Origin of the sequence: Serratia sp. K-E0102 (genome assembly GCF_029962625.1) — a bacterium.
GTDB classification, from domain to species: domain Bacteria; phylum Pseudomonadota; class Gammaproteobacteria; order Enterobacterales; family Enterobacteriaceae; genus Serratia; species Serratia sarumanii.
In genome coordinates, this window is sequence record NZ_CP124754.1 from 1,912,370 (window position 1) to 1,934,077 (window position 21,708).

The following is a 21,708-nucleotide window of genomic DNA, read 5'->3' on the forward strand; positions in this document are numbered from 1 at the left end:
TGTGGCGCGTTATACTGGCTAAAAAACCAGTATTCATTCATCAGCAGGATAACGCCGCCGCCATGATGCCAAACCGCCTCGAGCCGGAACTCGACATTTACCAATACCCGGAGCACCTGCGCGCCTGTCTGGCGCCGTTGCCCAAGGGGCCGGGCGTCTATCTGTTCCACGGCGAGAGCGAAAGCCTGCCGCTTTACATCGGTAAAAGCGTCAACGTACGCAGCCGCGTAATGGCGCATTTTCGCGCGCAGGACGAGGCGAAAATGCTGCGCCAAACCCGGCGCATCAGCTTTATCGAGACCGCCGGCGAGTTGGGCGCATTGCTGCTGGAGGCGCAGTTGATCAAGCAGCAACAACCGTTGTTCAACAAACGCCTGCGGCGCTCGAAACAGCTGTGTGCGCTGCGTCTGCAGGCGGACACGGTGACGATTGCCCACGCCAAAGAGATCGATTTCGCCGTCACTCCCCACCTCTACGGGCTGTTTGCCAATCGCCATGCCGCGCTGGAAAAATTGCGCGCCATCGCCGACGAGCATCGTTTATGTTATGGCAAGCTGGGGATCGACAAGCTGCCCGCGGGGCGAGCCTGCTTCCGCTACAGCCTGCGCAAGTGCGCCGGCGCTTGCTGCGGCGTGGAGTCGGCGCAGGAACATGCGCGGCGGCTCAGCGCGGCGCTTGAACAGCTGCGCATCGCCTGTTGGCCATTCGCCGGGCGCGTGGCGTTGGAAGAACAGGGCGAGACGCTGCGTCAGTACCATGTGATTCACAATTGGTTTTATCTGGGCTCGGTCAGCTGCCTGGCGCAGGCGCAGCGACTGCAGAGTGCGGCCAGCCATTTTGACAGCGATGGCTACAAGATTTTGTGCAAGCCGCTCATGGCCGGCGATTATCGGATTATTGAGCTGCCGTAATGCCATAACGCTGTCGATAGCCTAAGACTTATCTGTAAATTCAGCGCATTATGCTAAAAAAGCTTGAGTCCATAATGTTGTTATGGATAATGGCGCCCCGAAGCGAAGGAACGCGCTATTAACTCAGTTGGCAGAGTGATTGGTTTTATAATGGCTTGTTTTGGCTTGAAAATTGATAGACGCGGGTTCGAGTCCTGCATAGCGCGCCAGCTTTCTTCCCTTCATCTCACCGCGCTTACCGTAAAGCGCACCCGGGTTGATTTGCACTATCGGCTCCTCGTTGGGATTTTCGGGTGTGCTTTACCGTAACCGCTGGCTTTCCTTCCTCTTTCTCTTTCGATCCTTTGCTAAACTGTAATCAGGCAGGCTTGCTGCCCGGCAACAGGAGGTCGATATGTCTCACTCCGAGCAACTGCAGGAACTCTTGCAACGCGTCGCCGCCCTCGAGGCGAGAGAGAAAGCGCTGAGCGCCGCGTCCAACGCTTATCAGGCGATTATCACCACCATGTTGGGCAATATGGAAAAGACCGAACGCGATCGGATCATCGCGATGATCGATCAGGCCCATGAAATCGCCTACGCCCGCGCCATTCAACGCAGCAACGAACCGCAAAAGCAGAAAATCAAACAGGCCGACGATGTGGCCCAGCGCATGTTCATGTTTGCGCAAGGCAAGGCCGCCCAACCGCGCTGAAGCCGAACTATAACAGTTGCAGCCATTAAGTTGGCTAACTGATCTACCTGGCGAAACTGTACTTGTGTTACTTTTAGCGGTGAGATTTGATGGCAATGCTGTTTCCAGCATAAGGTTGTAACGATGGACGCGATTAAAAGCATCTTGGTTAAAGAGATTGAACAGATCAATCGGCGCGAAGGGCGTGACGGCAAGCCGCGCTTCAACAGCGAATTCGCTCGCACTCACCGCTATCTGTGCCTTGCCATGTTCGCCGGTTATTTCGCGGTGATCGCCGTGATGTACCAGGTGCCGTACATGGGGATATATGCCTTCCTGGGCTTCACCGCTTTTGTGCTGTTCATGTTCGCCATGCTGCTGATCGAGATCCGGCCGGTATACCGCTTCGAGGACATCGGGGTGCTCGATCTGCGGGTTTGCTACAACGGCGAGTGGTACTTTACCCGCGCGCTGTCGCCCTATGCGGTGCAGCAACTGCTGGAGGAGCCGTCCATCGGCGCCGCGCTGAAACAGAAGATGCGCGTGATCATCGGCAACAAGGGCGAAATCGACTTCTACGACGTGTACGACATGGCGTACGGAAAAAAGCCGCAGGATGAGGAGCCGCAGCTGGCGGCGGCAAACTGAAAGGTTTCCGGCCGGCGGCTTGTCGATTATACTCAGCGTTTGAACGCGAAGCAGAATGAGGATCAAGCGATGAGTGATGATATTTTCGATTTTGATATCGATGCCGAACTGGCGAAAGCCGAAGAAAAAGCGGCGCAGAAGGTAAAAGAGGTCCCTGAGTTCCTCGAAGACGAAGCGGACTGCGAAGGTTGCAAGATCTGATCGCCTGCCCCATAAAAAAAACCGCCGCGGCGGTTTTTTTTATGTCTGAGCGTCGTGGGGTGTCAATCCAGCACGAATCCCCAGATCAGCAACGTCGCCACCAGAATCAGGCAAAGCGCGGACACCGTCACCAGTATTTTCCCCAGAATGTCTTTTTCTTGTTCCTGCTGCGTCACGTTGAAATTATCCAATTAAAAGTCTATGGACCAAACCGGCGATGCTGAGATCGAGCGCCGCTACGCCCAGCGCCATAAGCATCATTACCGAAAGAAATCGAGTCTTGCCGTTCACGTCCTTAATCCCTGTGGACGCCGCTGTTAAGTTTTTATATCAAAGGGATATAATTCAGCGACGCCCTATTTCATGCATCATGATAGTGATTAAGAACGTTCTTAAGGCCAGAAGTTCCCTCGTCTGATAACGCAGCCGGTGCGGCAGCGTCAGTCGGTTACGATACGCACGCCTATCTTGCTGACTTGATTGCCGTCCATTTCGGCGATGGTCCAGGTCAGGCCGTCCCATTCCACCTGGTCGCCGATCACCGGTTCGCCGCCGATCAACTGAATGACGAACTGGCCCAGCGTCTGCTGCTCGTCCACGTCGTCTTGCAGATTGAGGCCATAAAGCTGCGAGATGTCGCTTAAACGGGCATCGGACTGCAGGATAAAGTCGCCGAAGAAGCGCTCGTCGAGCGTCACGGCCGGCGCCTGGCTGAACAGTTTGCCGAGGATGGGCAGGTCGTGCTCATGGCCGATAACGCACAGAATATCGTTCTCCCGCAGGCGGGTACTGCCGCTTGGGTGCAGCAGTTCTTTGCCGCGGAACAGGGCGGCGATGCGGGTATTGGGTGGCATCTTCAGCTCTCGCAGCGCCGCGCCGACGCACCAGTTTTCCGCCGAAAGCTGATACACGAACTGTTCCCACTGGTTTTCCGGATGTACGTCCAGCCCAACGCGGGAGATCGGCGTCAGCGCCGGCGGCACGATCACCTTGGCTTTTTTGGCGGCAAACGACAGCGTGGTGCCTTGCAGCAGCAGGGAGACTAGCACCACGAAGAACGCCACGTTGAAAAACAGCTGGGCGTTGGGCAGCCCGGCCATCATCGGGAACACCGCCAGGATCACCGGCACCGCGCCGCGCAGGCCGACCCAGGAAATAAAGCCGCGTTCGCGCAGGGTAAAACTGCGGAACGGCAGCAGGCCGATAAACACCGACAGCGGACGGGCGAACAGGATCATCCACAGCGACAGCAGCAGGGCAGGGATGGCGATCGGCAGCAGCTCGTGCGGGTTGAGCAGCAGGCCAAGCACCAGGAACATGCCGATCTGGCTGAGCCATGCCAGGCCGTCGAAGGTTTGTACGATGCCGTGCCGGTTGCGGATCGGCCGGTTGCCCAGCAGCAGGCCGCACAGATACACCGCCAGAATGCCGCTGCCGTCCAGCGCGGTGGTCAGCGCAAAAATAAGAATGCCGCCGCTCACCGCCAGCAGCGGATAGAGGCCGTCCGCCAGTTTGATGTGGTTGATCAGCGTCAGCAGCAGCCAGCCGCCGCCCAGACCGAAGACGATGCCCATACCGAACTGCTGCATCAGATGCAGCGGGAAGGCCCAGCTCAGCGCGGTTTCCCCGGCGGCGATCATCGCAATCAGCGTGATGGTGAGAAACACCGCCATCGGATCGTTGCTGCCGGATTCGATCTCCAGCGTTGCGCTGACGCGTTCGTTCAAACCTTTGCCCCCCAAGAGGGAGAATACCGCGGCGGCGTCGGTGGAACCGATAATGGCGCCGATCAGCAGCCCCTGCAGCAGATCGAGATTGAACAGCCAGGCGGCGGCCATGCCGGTCAGGCCGGCGGTGATCACCACGCCGATGGTGGCAAGAGACAGCGCCGGCCACAGGGCGACGCGGAAAGAGCTGACCCGGGTACGCATGCCGCCGTCGAGCAGGATCACCGCCAACGCGAGGTTACTGACCAGATAAGCGACAGGATAATTGCTGAAGACGATGCCGCCGGGGCCATCGACGCCGGCCAACATGCCGATCGCCAGAAAGATCACCAGGATCGGAATGCCGAGCCGGGAAGAAAATGAGCTGAGCAGAATGCTTGCCCCCACCAGCACGGCACCGATGACGAACAAACTGTTAATGGTGCTGGCATCCAAAATATCGCTCTCCTGAGGCTGGGGGATAGGGGGCACTGCGAGTGTGTCGATGATAACGTGTTTAGTGGGTAAAACGCCAAGGCTGATTGCGAAAACAACCGATCAATTATTGCCCTTTGGTGTGATTAAACGAAGAAAGTGAGGAGAAGAGGGAGATTCCTGCCTTTTATCCAACATTATCAGGCTGCTGTATTTCTGATTCGGCAATAATGTTCGATCGTGGCTGAGGGAAAAACCATTAAGCCCGCGCAGGCAGGCTTAATGGTTTGCAGGCGCGGTAGTATTAATGATCGAGCGATTCCAGCGCCCGTTTGATCAGCTCGGAGGCCAGCTTGCTTTCCGCTTCGGAAATGCCGTCGAGATTGAAGTTGGAGAGCTCAGCGACCAGAATGCTGCGTTCTTTGCCGCTGATTGAGGCGTCCAGCGCGGACAGCAACCTGCCGAGGATCTTCAGCAGTGTGGCGTTTTCCGCTATGGCTTCCTGAGCCGGGGTGTTCTTGTCGGTCATTCAAAATCCTCTCTGTCGTGACGGAAGGGAGATGCAGCTAACGCCATCGAATGAATTAAACGATCGCGCAGCCCTTCGGGGGTGTTGAGCCCAATCACTACCGTAAGGCAGGGATCCGGATTTCTACTTATGCATTGCAGTTATAACGGCTAGGTTATCTATGCAGCCGTATCACTTTGCCCTAACGGGCGACGTCAGGCTGAGCAATGTGTGCTCTGCATGGCAAGAGAGATGGCGCAACCGCGAGGTTGCGCCATCAAGTATAGCGTCGGGAGGAAAATGTGAAGGCGGCGGAACCGCCCTCAGGAGATTTTTTCTTTTCGCAGACGGTTATTGAAGCGAGGACGATCCAAGAGAAAAGTAAGATGCAGACGCTGTATCAGCGCATAGGCGATAACAGGGGCGATCAGCCCGAATAGCGTGCCGGCGATCGCTTGTGTTGGCCAATGGTCGATATGCATAAATTTGGTCAGTATGATGCGTAAGCCGCTGGCCGCGAGGATGTGCATCAAATAGATGACCATGCTCAATTCGCCGAGTCGTCTCAGCCAGGAAAGATTCGTCTTGGCCAGCAGAACCGACAGGCTGACGATCAAGAAGATGGCTTCAACCGCCAGTAACAGGGAGAAACTGCCGGTATCGGTATACAGCAAGCCAGAATAGCCGTGGAATCCCCACTGCAGCGCGATGAACGCGATCAAGGAGGCCAGCAGCGAACCGAAACCCAGATTGGCGATGAGGGAAGCGTAGCGAATGGCAAAAGCGCCAAGCAGGAAGAAGATCAAGAATCGGGTAATGTAATCAAAATGGAAGGCTTTGGTTAGGCTGTCTTGGTAGAGATACAGCCCCGCGCTGATAACGATCAATACCGGCAGGAGATAACGGTATTTTTCTTTGCTGTACAGCAAGGTGGCCAAAACAAAGACCATGAACAAGGCGTACAGGAACCAAAACTGCGCGCGTGGATGCGTAAACAGCGACAGGACATCGCCCAGGCTGGAAGGGTTATTGGTATAGCGCGACAACAGTACTTCCACCATGCCTTGCAGTAACGACCAGACAACATAGGGATAAACGATGGTGTCTATCTTGCTGATCACAAAGCTGGTTTTTCCCTTTTTATCCAAGGATTGCGTAAAAAACAGACCGGAAAGGAAGAAAAACAGCGGCATATGAAAACTGTAGATAATGCTGTCCGTCAGTAGATAGGATGAACCGGAAAGCTGAATGCCCGCGCTGTATAGACCCCGATTGACGTGGCCAAAAACCACGAGAATGATGCCGATTCCCTTGGCATAATCGACCCATGCTTCTCTCATATGTGTACCTAGCCCAGAAGTAACGCAACTGATTTATAAGTATGAATATGAGCGTAACAGGCAGTTGCCGTTTTGCAATGTATCCCGGGGATTAGGAATAATATTAGGAAAATGCTCAGGGCAGCTACCGCCGCGCCGAGGTAGTGAGGCGTATTATCATTGATGAGGTTAATTTCTGGATGAAAAATCATCACCCAGAAATGGGGTGGGAAGCCTAACGCGGCTTGCCGGAGAACAGGAAGCGCAGCAGCGGAACGCGTTTGTGCAGTTCATATAACGCGAAGGCCAGCGAGAACACAAACAGCAGGCCCAGCAAGAATCCCAACAGGTTGCTGCCGATATAAGGCGTCACGAAAGCGCCATATATCAGGGTCAACGGATGGTGCACCAGATATATAAACAGCGAGGCGTTGACCAGATAGGTGATGCGCGGCGAGTGATAATTCAGCAGGTTATGCCCGAAAGAGAACGCCACGTTGGTCATCAGGATCCCCATTAGGGTTTTGATCACCACTTCCAGCTCGAACATATAGCTGCTGTGCGCCAGCAGCTTTTGGTTCAGCATATATGCGATAAACAGCAGCAGCGAACCGAGCAGCGCCAGCGGTGAGCGGCGCAGAAAAATCTCCTTAAGCCACACATACTTAAACGCATAAGCGCCGAGGATGAAGAACGGCAGGTAGAACATCGTCTCCATCACCACGAAATTGAACAGGCCGTTGGATAATAGCTGCGGTGCAAAAATTAAAATAATGCGGTGCGCGGCCGAATAGCATATCGCATAAATAAAGAAATACAGTGAGATGTTTCCTAATCCACGCATTCTGTTTATTAATGCAGGAATATGTTCACGGGGTTGACGCTTGATGTTGCGGAACACATAAAAGCAGGCGCAGGTTAACAATGACAGGGTCAATAAGAACCAAAGATGAGACACCAATTCCCAAACTGTTACATTTATTTTCTGATAGAGAGAAAACTCATCCCAGCCGTTTAATTTATCGGTGAAATATTTCAGCATGAAAAACTGCGGCACCGTGATTAGCGGGATGGAACTCAACAGCGGGATCGCCACCCGCTCCAGCCTGACCTTCAGCCACTGGTGGCGCTCGTAGCGCTCGTAAAGCATGTAGGAGAAGTAGCCGGAGATCACGAAGAACACCTGCATGCGGAAGGCGTGGATGAAGTCGTTCAGCACCGTGAGCGAGAAAGAGGGCGACGGGCTGTTCACCGCCCAGGCGTGGCTGGAATAGATCAGGGAGAGGTGAAACGGGATGCCGAGCAACATCAAATAGGCTCTGATGGAGTCGAGAAAAAACTCGCGCTGTTTGCTGCCTTTAGTCATAGATTACCGCTGGTGATTTAATCGAGTGTTCATTAACACGCTTAATAAGTCGTCAAACGTTAAATTGTTATCCGGAACCCTACTATAGCCCCCCGCATTTTTCCATAGCGTCTTGTTGCGCGGCTTGCTACGCTGGTGTTCCATCAGCTGCTTAAACAATGAGCCGTAAACATGAACCATCCATTTATCATGTTGTCGGAAAGCTGAGTAATCCATTAATATGGATTTAAATGATTTGAGCACACGAATAGGGGGGGATGTGCTAGTTAATATATTATCCGGACAACCACGCGCCGCGAGCGTTCGTTGGTTAGGTGCTACCGTATTGTTCACGCTGTTCAGTTCGCCGGCATGGGCCTTTTCTATTGATGATGTGGCCAAGCAGGCGCAGGATCTGGCGGCGAAAGGTTTCGAAGCCCCGAAGAGCAACCTTCCTTCTCAGTTCCGCGAGATGAAGTTCGCAGACTATCAGCAGATTCAGTTCAATCACGATAAAGCCTATTGGAGCAAGCTGAAAACCCCTTTCAAGCTTGAGTTTTATCATCAGGGGATGTATTTCGACACGCCGGTGAAAATCAATGAAGTCACCTCCACCAGCGTAAAACAGATCAAGTACAGCCCGGATTACTTCAACTTCGGTTCGGTCAAACACGATCCTGAATCGGTGAAAAATCTCGGTTTTGCCGGCTTTAAGGTGCTCTACCCGGTCAACAGCGCCGACAAAAACGATGAGATCATGAGCCTGCTTGGCGCGAGCTATTTCCGCGTGGTGGGTAAAGGGCAGGTTTACGGGCTTTCCGCTCGCGGCCTGGCCATCGATACCGCTTTGCCGTCCGGCGAAGAGTTCCCGCGTTTCCGCGAATTCTGGGTTGAGCGTCCGAAGCAGGGCGACAAGCACCTGGTGATCTATGCGCTGCTGGATTCCCCGCGCGCCACCGGCGCTTACCGTTTCACGGTGATCCCGGGCCGCGACACCACCGTGGACGTCGAGTCCAAAGTGTTCCTGCGCGACAAGGTGGGCAAACTGGGCCTGGCGCCGCTGACCAGCATGTTCCTGTTCGGGCCGAACCAACCGTCGCCGACGTTGAACTATCGTCCGGCGTTGCACGACTCCAACGGCCTGTCTATCCATGCCGGCAACGGCGAGTGGATCTGGCGCCCGCTGAACAATCCTAAACACCTGTCCGTCAGCACCTATACCGTCGAGAATCCGAAAGGCTTCGGTCTGCTGCAGCGCGGCCGCAACTTCAAAGAATATGAAGATCTGGACGATCGTTACGATCTGCGTCCGAGCGCCTGGATCGAACCGAAGGGCGACTGGGGCAAAGGCAAGGTTGAGCTGGTGGAGATCCCGACGGCGGATGAAACCAACGACAACATCGTCGCGTTCTGGACGCCGGATACGCTGCCGGAAGCCAAAAAGCCGCTGACGCTGAGCTACCGCCTGAACTTCACCCGCGATGAAGACAAACTGCATTCGCAGGACATCGCCTATGTGGCCCGCACCATGCGTTCGACCGGTGACGTGAAGCAGTCCAACCTGATTCGCGAGCCAGACGGCAGCGTGGCCTTCCTGGTCGACTTCGTCGGCCCGGTGCTGAAAGGGCTGGACGCTAATACCCCGGTCGCCTCTCAGATCAGCATCGGCGACAACGGTGAAATGGTGGAAAACAACGTCCGCTATAACCCAGTGACCAAAGGCTGGCGCCTGACGGTGCGTCTGAAAGTGAAAGACGACAAGAAGCCGGTAGAAATGCGCGCGGCGCTGGTCAATGGCGATAAGACTCTGTCGGAAACCTGGAGCTATCAGCTACCTGCCAATGAATAAGCCTACTCAACCCGCCCAGGATTATCTTGCGGCGCTGCCTCTGACCGCCGAGCGGTCGGAGGCGCTCAACCCTCAAACGGCGGATGACGCTCAGGCACTGGAGGCGCTCCATCGGCAGATGGGCGCCGCCGACGCCAACGTCAATAGCCTGTCGGCGGATGACGTGGCGCTGGCCTCGGTCAAACCGCGTATCGAAAACGCCTGGCCGGATGCGGTCAGCGATGACGACTTCGATACCGACGCCGAAGGGCGCGCCATTCTGAAGGCGACGCCGCCGATCAAACGAACCACCATGTTCCCGGAAGCCTGGCGCACCAACCCGGTGGCGCGCTTCTGGGATTCTCTGCTGGGGCGTTCGCCGCACAACCGGCACGCCACCAAAGAGGAGGCCGAGGCCGAGAACCGCTGGCGTACCGTCGGCTCCATGCGCCGTTATGTGCTGCTGGTGCTGATGCTGGTGCAAACCGGCATCGCCACCTGGTACATGAAAACCATCTTGCCTTATCAGGGCTGGGCGCTGATCGATCCTATCGCCATGCTGGATCAGGATCTGATGCAGTCGGTGCTGCAGCTGCTGCCATATGTGCTGCAAACCGGCATTCTGATCCTGTTCGCCGTACTGTTCTGCTGGGTCTCGGCCGGTTTCTGGACCGCGCTGATGGGCTTCCTGCAGCTGCTGATCGGCAAGGACAAATACAGCATTTCTTCCACCATCAAGGGCGATGAGCCGATCAATCCGGCGCACCGCACCGCGCTGATCATGCCGATCTGTAACGAAGACGTCGAACGCGTGTTCGCCGGCCTGCGTGCGACCTATGAGTCCGTCGCCGCGACCGGTCAGCTAGAACACTTCGATATCTACGTCTTGAGCGACAGCTACGATCCGGACATCTGCGTGGCGGAGCAAAAGGCGTGGATGGAGCTGTGCCGCGATGTCGACGGCCACGGCCGCATCTTCTATCGCCGTCGCCGTCGCCGCGTCAAACGCAAGAGCGGCAACATCGACGACTTCTGCCGTCGTTGGGGCGGTGAGTACAGCTACATGGTGATCCTGGACGCCGACAGCGTGATGAGCGGCGAATGCCTCACCGGGCTGGTGCGTCTGATGGAAGCCAACCCGAACGCCGGCATCATCCAGTCCGCGCCGAAGGCGTCCGGCATGGATACCCTGTATGCGCGCGTGCAGCAGTTCGCTACCCGCGTTTACGGGCCGCTGTTTACCGCCGGCCTGCATTTCTGGCAGCTGGGCGAGTCGCACTACTGGGGCCATAACGCCATCATCCGCGTGAAGCCGTTTATCGAGCACTGTGCGCTGGCGCCACTGCCGGGCGAAGGCTCCTTCGCCGGTTCAATCTTGTCGCACGACTTCGTTGAAGCGGCGCTGATGCGCCGCGCCGGTTGGGGCGTGTGGATCGCTTACGATCTGCCGGGCAGTTACGAAGAGCTGCCGCCAAACCTGCTGGACGAGCTGAAACGCGACCGTCGCTGGTGCCACGGCAACCTGATGAACTTCCGCCTGTTCCTGGTGAAGGGCATGCACCCGGTGCACCGCGCGGTGTTCCTCACCGGCGTGATGTCCTACCTGTCGGCGCCGCTGTGGTTCATGTTCCTGGCGCTCTCCACCGCGTTGCAGGTGGTGCACACCCTGATGGAACCGCAATACTTCCTGCAGCCGCGGCAGCTGTTCCCGGTCTGGCCGCAGTGGCGGCCCGAGCTGGCGATAGCGCTGTTCTCCACCACGCTGGTGCTGTTGTTCCTGCCGAAGCTGCTCAGCATCGTGCTGATCTGGGCCAAGGGCGCGAAAGAGTACGGCGGGGCGTTCCGTCTGTTCATTTCGATGCTGATGGAAATGCTGTTCTCGGTGCTGCTGGCGCCGGTGCGCATGCTGTTCCATACCGTGTTCGTAGTGAGCGCCTTCCTCGGTTGGGAAGTGGTGTGGAATTCGCCGCAGCGTGACGACGACGATACGCCGTGGGGCGAAGCCTTCCGCCGCCATGGCTCGCAGATGTTGCTGGGCCTGGTGTGGGCCGGTGGCATGGCGTGGCTGGATCTGCGCTTCCTGTGGTGGTTGGCGCCGATCGTGTTCTCGCTGATCCTGTCGCCGTTCGTGTCGGTGCTGTCAAGCCGCGCGACGCTGGGCATGAAGAGCAAACGCGCCAAGCTGTTCCTGATCCCGGAAGAGTACAACCCGCCGCGTGAGCTGTTGGCGACGGAAGAATACCTGCATCTCAACCGCAATCGCGCGCTGACCAACGGCTTTATGCATGCGGTGGTCAACCCGTCCTTCAACGCGCTGGCGACGGCGTTGGCGACGGCGCGTCACCATCTGCGCGCGACGCTCGATCGCAACCGCGAGGAGCGGGTGAACGAAGCGCTGCAGCTGGGGCCGGAGACGCTGGCGAAGGGCAAACGTCTGGAGCTGCTGAGCGATCCGGTCACGCTGGCTCGTCTGCACCAGCGCGTCTGGCTGTTGCCGGAAGGCGCCGCCTGGCGTGAGCACTATCAGCAGTTGCCGCACAACCCGCTGGCGCACCCAACGGGCCGGCGTTAATCGCTGAACGGCAACGCCCAGACGGGGAATGCGCATGGCGCATTCCCCGTTTTTTTTACCTTTTGCTTACGTGCGCCGGTGCCGGCGGAGAAAGGGAACTGTGGTAGACTGCGGCCGATGCGTTGTTCACTCGCGAAACAACCCCCTTGCTCAGAGTCAATGTTGTGAATCTCTCTTCCTACCTTCGGCTGGCCTGCGTGGCGGCCGGCGTGATGGCCCTGACCGGCTGTGGCAGCATTATCAGCCGCACCGTGCCCGGCGCGGGGCATGGCCACCAGTACTATCCCGGCGTGCAGTGGGATCTGCGCGATACGCCCTGGCGCTACGTCACGGTGATAGACGTGCCGCTGTCGATGGTGGTGGACACCTTTATGCTGCCGTTCGATGCGCAGCACGGCCCCTATGAATAAACCCGCTCAGCGGGTGGCGAACACCACCAGCTGATAGCCTTTCTGCCTGCAATAGAAAGGCGCCAGCGCCGTCATGCCCAGCCCTTGCACGTGAGCGGCCAACGAATGCGGATTGTCGTCGTCGATAAACAGCGCGCCCACGTCGTAGTCATGGCTGGTATGCGCTTTGACCGCGGCGTAAAGGCGCTTCAGCACGCCTTTGCCGCGCCAGGCGGCGGCGAGGCAGACCGGGCCGTAGAGAAATACCCGCAGTTCATTCAGCGCGCGTCCGGCGAAGGATTGCGTGGCGAGCGTCGCCAGCATCGCGTCCACCACCGGCGGGCGCGGTTGCACGTCGGCGGGCATAAGGCAAACAAACCCCGCCAGTTGGTTTTCCTGTTCAGCCACTAGTATGCCGATGCCGCGGTTGATCGCCGCCAGCTGCGCCTCATTCATGCGCGATACGATAAATCCCTGCCGTTTTTGGCGCTCGTCGAGCGCTTCCGGCACGTTTTCCCCCTGCAGCTGCAAAATGGCGGGGTAGTCGGTGGGGCGAGCCCGGCGAATATCCATGCTGCCTCCTTGGCGATGAGTGCGTAGTGCGGGTTAACGTTCATCCCATTCATCGGCCGCGGCCTGGCCTTCTTCGGTATCCAGCGGCGGCTCGAGCTGGAAGTCGCCTTCTTCCCATTCGTACAGGGTGTTTTCATCTATCCACTCGGCGGTGATCTCCACCTCGTCGTAGTCACCGTCGAAGATCGCCTGCGCCGCCGCACCACTGCGCAGCGGCAGGCATTCCACCGCTTCGCCTTCTTCCTCGAAGAACTCGGCCTGCCACATCGTGTCGCCATCCTGCATCACGTACTTTTGCAGATTGAACTGCTGTGGCACCGGCGGTTCGTCATCGCCTTCGGCGGTGTCGATAAACTCTTCGCGTGCGGCCTCGATGGCTTCTTCCAGGGTTGCATACAGGCTCATGTTCGCCTCCGTTGACAATGAGAGTAGAGCGCCCGGCGGCACTGCCGGTGCGGTGGGGGAAACGTCAAACCTAATTGTTGTCTCACTGGCGCAGGATGCAAATTTTTTTGTTGTCCGCATTGCGACGATGGTTGTCCGCAAAGCGGGAGAAGAGGCGGCGAGGGCGGGAAATAATGGCGTCATCGTTCATTCAGGCGTCAGGAGAAGCCCATGTTAATCGACCCTTCAAGCAAATATCGACCGTTCCCGCCGGTGGCGTTGCCGAACCGCCAATGGCCTGCGCGTACGCTGCGGCAGGCGCCGCGCTGGTGCTCCAGCGATCTGCGCGACGGCAACCAGGCGCTGGCGGAACCGATGGATAACGCGCGCAAGCGCGAGTTCTATCAATTGCTGTTGCAGTGTGGTTTTAAAGAAATTGAAGTGGCTTTTCCTTCGGCGTCGCAAACGGATTTCGATTTTGTGCGCACGCTGATTGACGAGCAGCTGATCCCGGACGACGTCACGATTCAGGTGCTGACGCAGTCGCGCGACGATCTGATCGACCGCACCTTCGAGGCGCTGCAGGGGGCGCCACGGGCTATCGTGCATCTGTACAACGCCACGGCGCCGATGTTTCGCGACATCGTGTTCCGCCAGGATAAGGCCGCCACCGTGGCGCTGGCGGTGAACGGCGCGCGGCGCATTCGCCGGCAGTGCGAGGCACAGCCCGATACCGCCTGGTGCTTCGAGTATTCGCCGGAAACCTTCTGTTTTACTGAATTGGCGTTCGCGCTGGAGATCTGCGAAGCGGTGGCGGCGGTGTGGCAACCGGGGCCGCAGCGGCCGATGATCATCAATCTGCCGGCGACGGTAGAAGTGAGCACGCCCAACGTGTATGCCGATCAGATTGAATGGTTCTGTCGCCACTTCAGCCGCCGCGCCGATGTAACGATCAGCGTGCATCCGCATAACGATCGCGGCACCGGCGTGGCCTGCGCGGAGCTGGCGCTGTTGGCCGGCGCCGATCGGGTCGAAGGCTGCCTGTTCGGCAACGGAGAGCGCACCGGCAATGTCGATCTGGTTACGCTGGCGTTGAATCTCTATACCCAGGGCGTGGCGCCGGGCTTGGACTTCAGCCGCCTGAAGCAGGTGGTGGAGGTGGTGGAGCTGTGCAATCAGCTGCCGGTGCACCCTCGCCATCCTTATGCCGGCGAGTTGGTGTTTACCGCCTTCTCCGGTTCGCATCAGGATGCGATTAAAAAAGGCTTCGCCGCCCAGCGCCAGCGCCAGGATGGCTGGTGGCAGGTGCCTTACCTGCCGCTCGATCCCGCCGATGTCGGCTGCAGCTATGAGGCGGTGATCCGGGTCAACAGCCAGTCCGGCAAAAGCGGGGCCGCCTGGCTGTTGGAACAAAATCACGGGCTGGCGTTGCCGCGCGGTTTGCAGATTGATTTCAGCCAGGTGGTGCAGCGCGCGACCGACGGCAGCGGCAAGGAAATGAGCGGCGCGCAGCTGTGGCGCTTATTCCGCGACACCTATGGGCTGGTGGAGCAACCGCACTTGCAGCTGCTGAGCTACCAGACGGAAAGCCACGGCGTAGAGGCCTACAGCTTCAATGCGCGGGTTGCCTGTGAGGGAGAGCCGCTGCGGCTGCAGGGCGCCGGCAATGGCCTGCTTTCCAGCGCGGTGGATGCGCTGCGCCAGCGCTTCGGCTTGCCGCTGGCGATCGAGGATTACCACGAGCATACGCTGGGGCACCAGAGCGACAGCCGGGCGGTGGCCTATATTCGCTGCTCGTTGCCGCAGGGTGAGGCGACCTACGGCGTTGGCATCGACGTCGACTCCGCCAGCGCCTCGCTGCAGGCGCTGCTCAACGTCGCCGGACGCTATCTGGCGTCAACGTCGGCGCGGCCGGGCTGAAATAGTCGCTGGGCGCGACCCCCAGCACCCGGCGAAACATGGCGCTGAACGCGCTGGGGCTGTCATAGCCGAGATCCAGCGCCACTTCCAACACCGAGCGGCCGGTCGCCAGCGCGTTCAGCGCCGCCAGCAAACGGGCGCGTCGCACCCAATCGCTAAAATGCAGCCCGGTTTCGCGCTGGAAGCGCCGCGACAGGGTGCGTCCGCTGACGCTGAGATGAGCGGCCGCCTGTTCCAGCGTCCAGGGCTGCGCCAGCGTAGCCTGGATATGGCGGCACAGGGCGAGCAGCGATGCCTCACGCGGTTCAGGCAGGTGCAGCGGCAGGATCGGCAGCATCCGCAACTCATCCAGAATCAGTTCCATGACGCGCTCATCGCGTCCGCCGCTCGGGTAATCGGGCGCAATCTCCATCGCACAGATAATCAACTCGCGCAGCAGCGGAGAAACCTGCACCACCTGGCATTGGGCCGGCAGATCGGCGCGCGCCAGCGGATCGACGAACAGCGTCCTGGCCGCCACCTGGCCGGTAATGCGCAGACTGTGCACCACCTTAGCCGGCACCCAGACGCCGCGGCCGGGCGGCACCACCCAACTGCCGAGCCGGGTCGTGACCTGCACCACGCCGCTCAGGCTGTGAATCAGCTGCGCGCAGTGATGGTAGTGATCCGGCTCGCTGTCGCCGTGGCGATAATCCTTGGCCAACGGCCGGACAGGCTGGTCGGGCGGCAGAACGTCGTGAAACAACAGCATCGTAAGCAGGCTCCGCGCGGCAAAAGGGGGAAGACAGCATGCCATGCGGCGCTGTTTCACACCAGTCTGTGGCGCGGTACGGCGAAATGGTTTATAAAATAATATTATATAATTTTATAAATTGATGGAGGGGCAATGGATATTGACGCGATGCGCAAGGCGGCGGCGCAGGCTGGCGCGATGCTGCGCACCTTGGGCAACGAAGATCGGCTGCTGCTGCTGTGCCGGCTCAGCCAGGGCGAGATGGCGGTGAGCGAGCTGGCGCAGGCGCTGGATATCCGCCAGCCGACGCTGTCCCAGCAGCTTGGCGTGCTGCGCGAGGAGGGATTGGTCTCCACCCGACGCGCCGGTAAGCAGATTTACTATGCGGTGGCCGACGCCAAAGCGCTGGCGCTGCTCCATACCCTGTATCAACTCTATTGCCCACAGCCGGAGAACCGCGATGACCATTGACTGGCAACACTTCACGCCGTATTCCGCGCTGGCGGGCGGAGCCATTATCGGCGCAGCGGTGGCGCTGCTGCTGCTGTTCAACGGCCGGATCGCCGGCATCAGCGGCATTACCGGCGGTTTATTGAGCGCGGGTGGCCGCGAGCGGGGCTGGCGCGCCGCATTTCTTGGCGGGTTGCTGATTTCCCCCTGGCTGTATGCTGCCGCAGCGGCTTTGCCGTCTGCTGAGATCGCGGCCGGCAGCGGCGGGCTGGCGGTCGCGGGGCTATTGGTGGGGGTGGGGACACGATTGGGCAGCGGTTGCACCAGCGGGCACGGCGTGTGCGGCGTCGCGCGGCTGGCGCCGCGTTCGCTGGCCGCCACGGCGGTGTTTATGCTGCTGGGCTTTACGACCGTGTGGCTGATGCGCCACCTGCTGGGAGGGTGAGATGTTTAAATCCCTGTTGGCGCTGCTGAGCGGCGTGATTTTCGGTCTGGGGCTGATCGTCGCCGGCATGGCCAATCCGGCCAAAGTGTTGGCGTTTCTCGACGTTACCGGCCAGTGGGATCCTTCGCTGGCGCTGGTGATGGTTGGGGCGATCGCGGTGGCGGCGCCGGCCTTCTTGTGGGCGCGGCGACGCGAGCGGAGCCTGTTGGGCGAACCGCTGCAGATCCCGGCCGCCGGGCGTGTGGAGCGCCGTTTGCTGGCGGGCAGCGCGCTGTTCGGCGTCGGTTGGGGCATCGCGGGCATTTGCCCTGGCCCCGCCTGGGTGTTGGCGGGGGCGGAGATACAGCGGGTATGGCCGTTCCTGCTGGCGATGCTGGCGGGCATGGCGCTGTATGAGATTATCATGAGGCGGAGGCGTACATGTCGATAGCCAAGGCGGTGTTGCGCATCGCGCGCCCGACCGATCGGTTGCAAGAGATTGCCGCGCTGTATTGTCGCGGGCTGGGGTTCGAAAAGCTGGGCGAGTTTGTCGATCATCAGGGCTTTGACGGCATAATGATCGGCCATCCGCAGCATGCCTACCATCTGGAGTTCACGCAGCATCGCGGGGTGCGGGTCGGGCAGGCGCCGACGCAGGATCATCTGCTGGTGTTTTATCTGCCGGATGAGAACGCATGGCGAGCCGCGTGCGAGCGGATGCGGGCGGCGGGATTCCTGGTTGTCACCGCCTATAACCCCTATTGGGATAGGGCGGGGCAAACCTTTGAAGATCCTGACGGCTACCGGGTGGTCCTGCAACATCAGGCCTGGCAAGGATAAAAAAAAACCGGCGCCTTGAGCGCCGGTTTGCGAGATAAAAAAGGGGTATCCGTCAGGCGCTGGTCGCCGGTTTCTGCGCGCTCTTGGTCTGGGTATTTTCCAGCATGCGGCGAATCGGCACGATCAGCACGATAAGCACGGCGGCGCAGATCAGCAGCGCGACTGAGCAGCGAGCGAACAGATCCGGCAGCATATCCAGTTGGTCGGCCTTGACGTGACCGCCGATCAGACCGGCCGCCAGGTTGCCCAGCGCGCTGGCGCAGAACCACAGCCCCATCATTTGCCCGCGCATTCTCTCCGGCGCCAGCAGCGTCATGGTGGCCAGGCCGATCGGGCTCAGGCACAGCTCACCCAGCGTCAGCATCAGGATACTGCCCACCAGCCACATCGGCGATACGCCGGCGCCGCCGTTGCTCAGCACATTCTGCGCGGCCAGCATCATCAGGCCGAAACCGCCGGCGGCGCACAGGATACCGATCACGAACTTGGTAATGCTGCTCGGGCGCACGTTATTGCGCGCCAGCGCAGGCCAGGCCCAGCTGAACACCGGCGCCAGCAGGATGATGAACAGGGCGTTGATCGACTGGAACCACACCGCCGGGATCTCGAAGCCGCCGACCATGCGATTGGTGTAATCGTTGGCGAACAGGTTGAACGAGGTCGGTTTCTGTTCAAACGCCGACCAGAAGAACGCGGCGGAGATCAGCAGGATAAAGCACACCAGCAGGCGAGCGCGCTCTTTGCGGCTCAGGCCGGCAAAGGCGAACAGATAGATGAAGTACAGGGTGACCGACGCGGCGATCACGTACACCAGCACGCTGGCTACTTCGACCGGGTTGATGACGATGGTGCCCTGAGCGATCAGCACGATGACCGCAGCCAGGCCTACCGCCAATGCCAGCAGCCAGGCGCCGACGCCTTTTTTCTTCGCGACCGGGCTGTTCCAGGTGGAATCCAGGCCCACTTCGCGGTCATAGCGTTTCATCGCCGGGACGGCGAACACGCGGAAGATCACCAGCGCCACCAGCATCCCGATACCGCCGATGCCGAAGCCCCAGTGCCAGCCGTGTGACTTGATCAGCCAGCCGGAGATCAACGGGGCGATGAACGAACCGATGTTGATGCCCATGTAGAACAGCGAGAAACCGCCGTCGCGGCGCGCATCGCCTTTCTTGTACAGCGTGCCGACCATCACCGAGATACAGGTCTTGAACAGGCCGGAACCGAGCACGATGAACATCAGGCCGATGAAGAACAGGTTGGTGCCCATCACCGCGGACAGGGCGATCGACAGGTGGCCGAGGGCGATCAGAATCGAACCGTACCAAACGGCCTTGCGTTGGCCGAGCCAGTTGTCCGCCAGCCAGCCGCCCGGCAGCGCCGCCAGGTACATGCTGCCGGCGAAGATGCCGACGATCGCCGACGCGTTCTCGCGCGCCAGACCCAGACCGCCGTCGTATACGGTGGCGGCCATAAACAGGATCAGCAGCGGACGGATGCCGTAGAACGAAAAGCGCTCCCACATTTCGGTGAAGAACAGAGAACCCAGCGGATAGGGATGGCCGAAGAAGGTCCGGCTTTCTGACTTATTGACAGAGGATTGCATAACGATTTCCCAATAAAAAGGCGCTGCATGGCTGCAGCCCGTACTGTGGTTGTATGTGTATTTAATGAAGGCGATCCGCCCAATGCGGATTACCCGACAAAACCGCGGCTGCAACGCTGATAAACCGTGGAAAGCGTGCTGACCTTTTCTTCACTTGGCCGATGGTTCACATCTGGCATGATATTATTTAACCATTTGATAACTGGTCGTTGGTTTTGTCTAGTACCTGTATCCCATTTTTTAGACGAAAAGTCGACAAGCATCTCCTTTTCTGGTTTTTCTGTTGGTTGTGGCAGGAATATGATTGACAGCGGGTTTTATGCGCTGAAAGTTAATTAATTGTTGGTAAACAAGATGTTGTAGTAAGAATGTTCCGAGTGGGGCGAAAATTCGCCGGCCCGCAGGAAGCATTATTAAAAGTAGGGGAAACGCGCCGTTGATCCGGCCAATCGCGTAAATTGGCGATAAATGCAGCTATTGTTCTTCCTGCAGCGTGTCTTCCCGCATATAGCCCGGCCGCCGCCGCAGACACCACCAGGAATAACCGGCGTTGAACAGCACCACCAAAGCGGTGACGGCGAAGACCGCGCGAAAACCGTAGCCGGCGGAGACCGCGGCGCCGAGCAGCGGGCCGCTGACGTTGCCGACGTCGCGGAACGACTGGTTGTAGCTGAAAATTCGGCCGGCGACCTGATTGGTGCAGTTATAAATCAACAGCGTCTGTACCGCCGGCAGCAGCGCGCCGTCGGCCGCCCCCAGCAGAAAGCGCAGTACGCCGAGCTGCCACGGTGTTTGCACGAACGCCATCGGGATCAGCAGCAGCACCGAGACGATCAGCATAAAGACCAGAATGCGTTCCGGGCCGATGCGATCGCCCAGCTTGCCCAGCCGTGGGGCGCTCATCAATGCCGCGACGCCGGGCACCGAGGCGATCAGCCCGCTGATAAACGCCAGATTATGGGTCGCGCCGGCCAGATCGCGCACATACAGCGTCAGGATCGGGGCAATTGAGCCGGTGGCGATCTGGATGATCATGGTGGTGACGAACAGGCTGAGCACCAGCTTCGGGTTCTTCAACGAGGCGAACACCTGCCGTGCGTGCAACATGTCGCGCTTTTGCACCGGGGTAAATTGCTCTTTGACATACAGCAGCGTCAGCACGAAGCAGACGAACAGCACCGCGGCGGTGATATAAAACACCGGGCGCAGGCCGTACAGATCGGCCAGCAGGCCGCCGATCAACGGGCCGATCAGCGCGCCGCCGACGCCGCCGGTTGACAGGGTGCCGAGCGCCCAGCCGCTGCGGTTGCGCGGCACCTGGGTGGCGATCAGCGCGTTGGCGTTGGGTATGAACCCGCCAAGCAACCCCAGCACCGCCCGCAGCGCGAGAAACTGCCAGACTGTTTGCGCCATGCCCATCAGCACCATGACGATCGCCATGCCCAACGCCGAGCGCAGCAACATCAGTTTACGGCCGCGTCGGTCGGCCAGGGCGCCCCAGAACGGCGCGGCGATAGCGGAAAACAGGAAGGTAATGCTGAACAGCAGACCGGACCACATGTTGAGCGCCTGATGGCCGGCTACGCCCAGCGTCTCGACGTACAGCGGCAGAAACGGCATCACCAGGCTGAAGGCGGCGCCGGTGAGAAAGCACCCTACCCAGGCGACGAAAAGGTTGCGTTTCCAGTTAACGGGTTCTGCTGCCGAAGCCATAAATGTCCATTGCCGAAAGGTGACGCGTTTTGCCGGCGGCAAAAAGATGAGGGGCAAAACGTGAAAGTTAGCCTGATAAGTATGCGCCGCCGGCGCGGCGACGGCAAACCAGAGGACGGGAATAGGGCGAAAAATGAAATAAAGTTTTAAAAATGACGCTTAAACCTTATTCCGCGCTTGGCGCGCGGAATTTTCAGCGTTTTATAGGCCGGCCAGCGCCTCGAAACCGGCGGCGGTGGTGGTGGCGCTAAAGTCAGTGACCTCGTAGTGGGCCACGGCGTTAAACGGATCTTCGGCCAGGATGGCGTCCAGCCGCGCACGCTCAATGCCCTTGGCCAGGATCACGCCGCCGGTGCGGGGATTCTTGCGGCCGGAGGCGATGAAGGTGCCGTCCTGAAAATATTTCTTAAGCCAGGCGATGTGCCCGTCAAGGTGGCTGTCGACGTCGGCGATCGGGCGATGGTAGGTCAGGCTGACAATGTACATGGCGGCTCCGGGGTTGGCGGCAAAGGCTTTACCATCCCACCCTC

Annotated in this window: 23 protein-coding genes and 1 tRNA gene; 13 read left to right on the top strand and 11 right to left on the bottom strand. The window is 59.1% G+C overall.

The window, feature by feature from the left end:
• The first annotated feature begins 62 nt into the window (after window positions 1-62).
• The 5 genes from cho to SSARUM2_RS09135 all read left to right on the top strand — a co-directional run bounded on the left by cho (window position 63) and on the right by SSARUM2_RS09135 (window position 2,433).
• Window positions 63-911, top strand: a complete 849-nt coding sequence (gene cho, locus SSARUM2_RS09115; protein ID WP_060453041.1) for an excinuclease Cho — start codon at window positions 63-65, stop codon at window positions 909-911.
• A 112-nt stretch (window positions 912-1,023) separates the two neighbouring features.
• Window positions 1,024-1,120, top strand: a tRNA-OTHER gene (locus SSARUM2_RS09120).
• A 185-nt stretch (window positions 1,121-1,305) separates the two neighbouring features.
• Window positions 1,306-1,605, top strand: coding sequence for a sigma-S stabilization anti-adapter protein IraP (locus SSARUM2_RS09125; protein WP_016928230.1), 300 nt, complete (start codon window positions 1,306-1,308; stop codon window positions 1,603-1,605).
• A gap of 123 nt (window positions 1,606-1,728) precedes the next feature.
• The gene (locus SSARUM2_RS09130) at window positions 1,729-2,232 is read left to right on the top strand and encodes a YlaC family protein (protein ID WP_049232205.1); all 504 of its coding nucleotides are present in this window, start codon (window positions 1,729-1,731) and stop codon (window positions 2,230-2,232) included.
• Window positions 2,233-2,301: 69 nt separating this feature from the next.
• Window positions 2,302-2,433 carry a hypothetical protein gene (locus SSARUM2_RS09135; RefSeq protein ID WP_015377413.1) on the top strand — a complete coding sequence of 44 codons (132 nt, stop codon included), beginning with the start codon at window positions 2,302-2,304 and terminating at the stop codon, window positions 2,431-2,433.
• Window positions 2,434-2,495: 62 nt separating this feature from the next.
• Here the strand turns inward: SSARUM2_RS09135 and SSARUM2_RS09140 are convergent, their stop codons facing one another.
• The 5 genes from SSARUM2_RS09140 to mdoC form a co-directional block, all read right to left on the bottom strand.
• On the bottom strand, window positions 2,496-2,624 hold the full coding sequence (locus SSARUM2_RS09140) for a hypothetical protein (RefSeq protein ID WP_033638010.1): 129 nt from the start codon (window positions 2,622-2,624) through the stop codon (window positions 2,496-2,498).
• A 249-nt stretch (window positions 2,625-2,873) separates the two neighbouring features.
• The gene (locus tag SSARUM2_RS09145; RefSeq protein WP_033638011.1) at window positions 2,874-4,595 is read right to left on the bottom strand and encodes a potassium/proton antiporter; all 1,722 of its coding nucleotides are present in this window, start codon (window positions 4,593-4,595) and stop codon (window positions 2,874-2,876) included.
• A 283-nt stretch (window positions 4,596-4,878) separates the two neighbouring features.
• Window positions 4,879-5,103, bottom strand: a complete 225-nt coding sequence (locus SSARUM2_RS09150; protein ID WP_033638012.1) for a hypothetical protein — start codon at window positions 5,101-5,103, stop codon at window positions 4,879-4,881.
• Between the two features lie 302 nt (window positions 5,104-5,405).
• A complete protein-coding gene (locus tag SSARUM2_RS09155) occupies window positions 5,406-6,422 on the bottom strand; it encodes an acyltransferase (protein ID WP_033638013.1) in 1,017 nt (338 codons plus the stop codon).
• A 214-nt stretch (window positions 6,423-6,636) separates the two neighbouring features.
• Window positions 6,637-7,767 carry a glucans biosynthesis protein MdoC gene (gene mdoC, locus SSARUM2_RS09160; protein ID WP_060438843.1) on the bottom strand — a complete coding sequence of 377 codons (1,131 nt, stop codon included), beginning with the start codon at window positions 7,765-7,767 and terminating at the stop codon, window positions 6,637-6,639.
• 259 nt (window positions 7,768-8,026) lie between these two features.
• Here mdoC and mdoG point away from each other — a divergent pair, with 259 nt between their 5' ends.
• From mdoG to SSARUM2_RS09175, 3 genes are all read left to right on the top strand, one after another.
• A complete protein-coding gene (mdoG, locus tag SSARUM2_RS09165) occupies window positions 8,027-9,595 on the top strand; it encodes a glucans biosynthesis protein MdoG (protein ID WP_170310366.1) in 1,569 nt (522 codons plus the stop codon).
• Window positions 9,588-12,146: a glucans biosynthesis glucosyltransferase MdoH gene (mdoH, locus tag SSARUM2_RS09170; protein WP_060438842.1), complete on the top strand. Its 2,559-nt coding sequence runs from the start codon at window positions 9,588-9,590 to the stop codon at window positions 12,144-12,146. The genes mdoG and mdoH overlap by 8 nt, the downstream gene beginning before the upstream one ends.
• Before the next feature lie 164 nt (window positions 12,147-12,310).
• The gene (locus SSARUM2_RS09175) at window positions 12,311-12,556 is read left to right on the top strand and encodes a YceK/YidQ family lipoprotein (protein ID WP_033638018.1); all 246 of its coding nucleotides are present in this window, start codon (window positions 12,311-12,313) and stop codon (window positions 12,554-12,556) included.
• 6 nt (window positions 12,557-12,562) lie between these two features.
• Here SSARUM2_RS09175 and SSARUM2_RS09180 read toward each other — a convergent pair whose 3' ends face one another.
• Window positions 12,563-13,108, bottom strand: coding sequence for a GNAT family N-acetyltransferase (locus tag SSARUM2_RS09180; RefSeq protein WP_060438841.1), 546 nt, complete (start codon window positions 13,106-13,108; stop codon window positions 12,563-12,565).
• A gap of 33 nt (window positions 13,109-13,141) precedes the next feature.
• Window positions 13,142-13,513: a MysB family protein gene (locus SSARUM2_RS09185; protein WP_060438840.1), complete on the bottom strand. Its 372-nt coding sequence runs from the start codon at window positions 13,511-13,513 to the stop codon at window positions 13,142-13,144.
• A 210-nt stretch (window positions 13,514-13,723) separates the two neighbouring features.
• Between SSARUM2_RS09185 and leuA the strand changes: the two genes are divergently transcribed.
• Window positions 13,724-15,412 carry a 2-isopropylmalate synthase gene (gene leuA / locus SSARUM2_RS09190; protein ID WP_060438839.1) on the top strand — a complete coding sequence of 563 codons (1,689 nt, stop codon included), beginning with the start codon at window positions 13,724-13,726 and terminating at the stop codon, window positions 15,410-15,412.
• Here leuA and SSARUM2_RS09195 read toward each other — a convergent pair.
• A complete protein-coding gene (locus SSARUM2_RS09195; protein ID WP_049195118.1) occupies window positions 15,363-16,163 on the bottom strand; it encodes a helix-turn-helix transcriptional regulator in 801 nt (266 codons plus the stop codon). The two genes, leuA and SSARUM2_RS09195, sit on opposite strands and share 50 nt — an antisense overlap.
• Window positions 16,164-16,298: 135 nt before the next feature.
• On the opposite strand from SSARUM2_RS09195, the gene SSARUM2_RS09200 reads away from it, so the two are divergent.
• Genes SSARUM2_RS09200 through SSARUM2_RS09215 form a run of 4 tightly spaced genes read left to right on the top strand, consistent with a single transcriptional unit; the run spans window position 16,299 to window position 17,859 of the window.
• The gene (locus SSARUM2_RS09200) at window positions 16,299-16,616 is read left to right on the top strand and encodes a metalloregulator ArsR/SmtB family transcription factor (RefSeq protein WP_033638023.1); all 318 of its coding nucleotides are present in this window, start codon (window positions 16,299-16,301) and stop codon (window positions 16,614-16,616) included.
• A complete protein-coding gene (locus SSARUM2_RS09205) occupies window positions 16,606-17,040 on the top strand; it encodes a membrane protein (RefSeq protein WP_033638024.1) in 435 nt (144 codons plus the stop codon). The genes SSARUM2_RS09200 and SSARUM2_RS09205 overlap by 11 nt, the downstream gene beginning before the upstream one ends.
• Before the next feature lies 1 nt (window position 17,041).
• Complete coding sequence (locus SSARUM2_RS09210) at window positions 17,042-17,470, top strand: YeeE/YedE family protein (RefSeq protein WP_033655073.1); 429 nt, start codon at window positions 17,042-17,044, stop codon at window positions 17,468-17,470.
• Entirely contained in the window at window positions 17,461-17,859 is a 399-nt protein-coding gene (locus SSARUM2_RS09215; RefSeq protein ID WP_041034618.1) for a VOC family protein, read from the top strand. The genes SSARUM2_RS09210 and SSARUM2_RS09215 overlap by 10 nt, the downstream gene beginning before the upstream one ends.
• A 52-nt stretch (window positions 17,860-17,911) precedes the next feature.
• On the opposite strand, the gene SSARUM2_RS09220 is transcribed toward SSARUM2_RS09215, so the two are convergent.
• From SSARUM2_RS09220 to SSARUM2_RS09230, 3 genes are all read right to left on the bottom strand, one after another.
• Window positions 17,912-19,465, bottom strand: coding sequence for a peptide MFS transporter (locus tag SSARUM2_RS09220; RefSeq protein WP_033638027.1), 1,554 nt, complete (start codon window positions 19,463-19,465; stop codon window positions 17,912-17,914).
• Window positions 19,466-19,939: 474 nt separating this feature from the next.
• Complete coding sequence (gene mdtG, locus SSARUM2_RS09225; RefSeq protein ID WP_060453019.1) at window positions 19,940-21,178, bottom strand: multidrug efflux MFS transporter MdtG; 1,239 nt, start codon at window positions 21,176-21,178, stop codon at window positions 19,940-19,942.
• A gap of 201 nt (window positions 21,179-21,379) precedes the next feature.
• Entirely contained in the window at window positions 21,380-21,664 is a 285-nt protein-coding gene (locus SSARUM2_RS09230; protein ID WP_033655070.1) for a YciI family protein, read from the bottom strand.
• Window positions 21,665-21,708 lie beyond the last annotated feature (44 nt).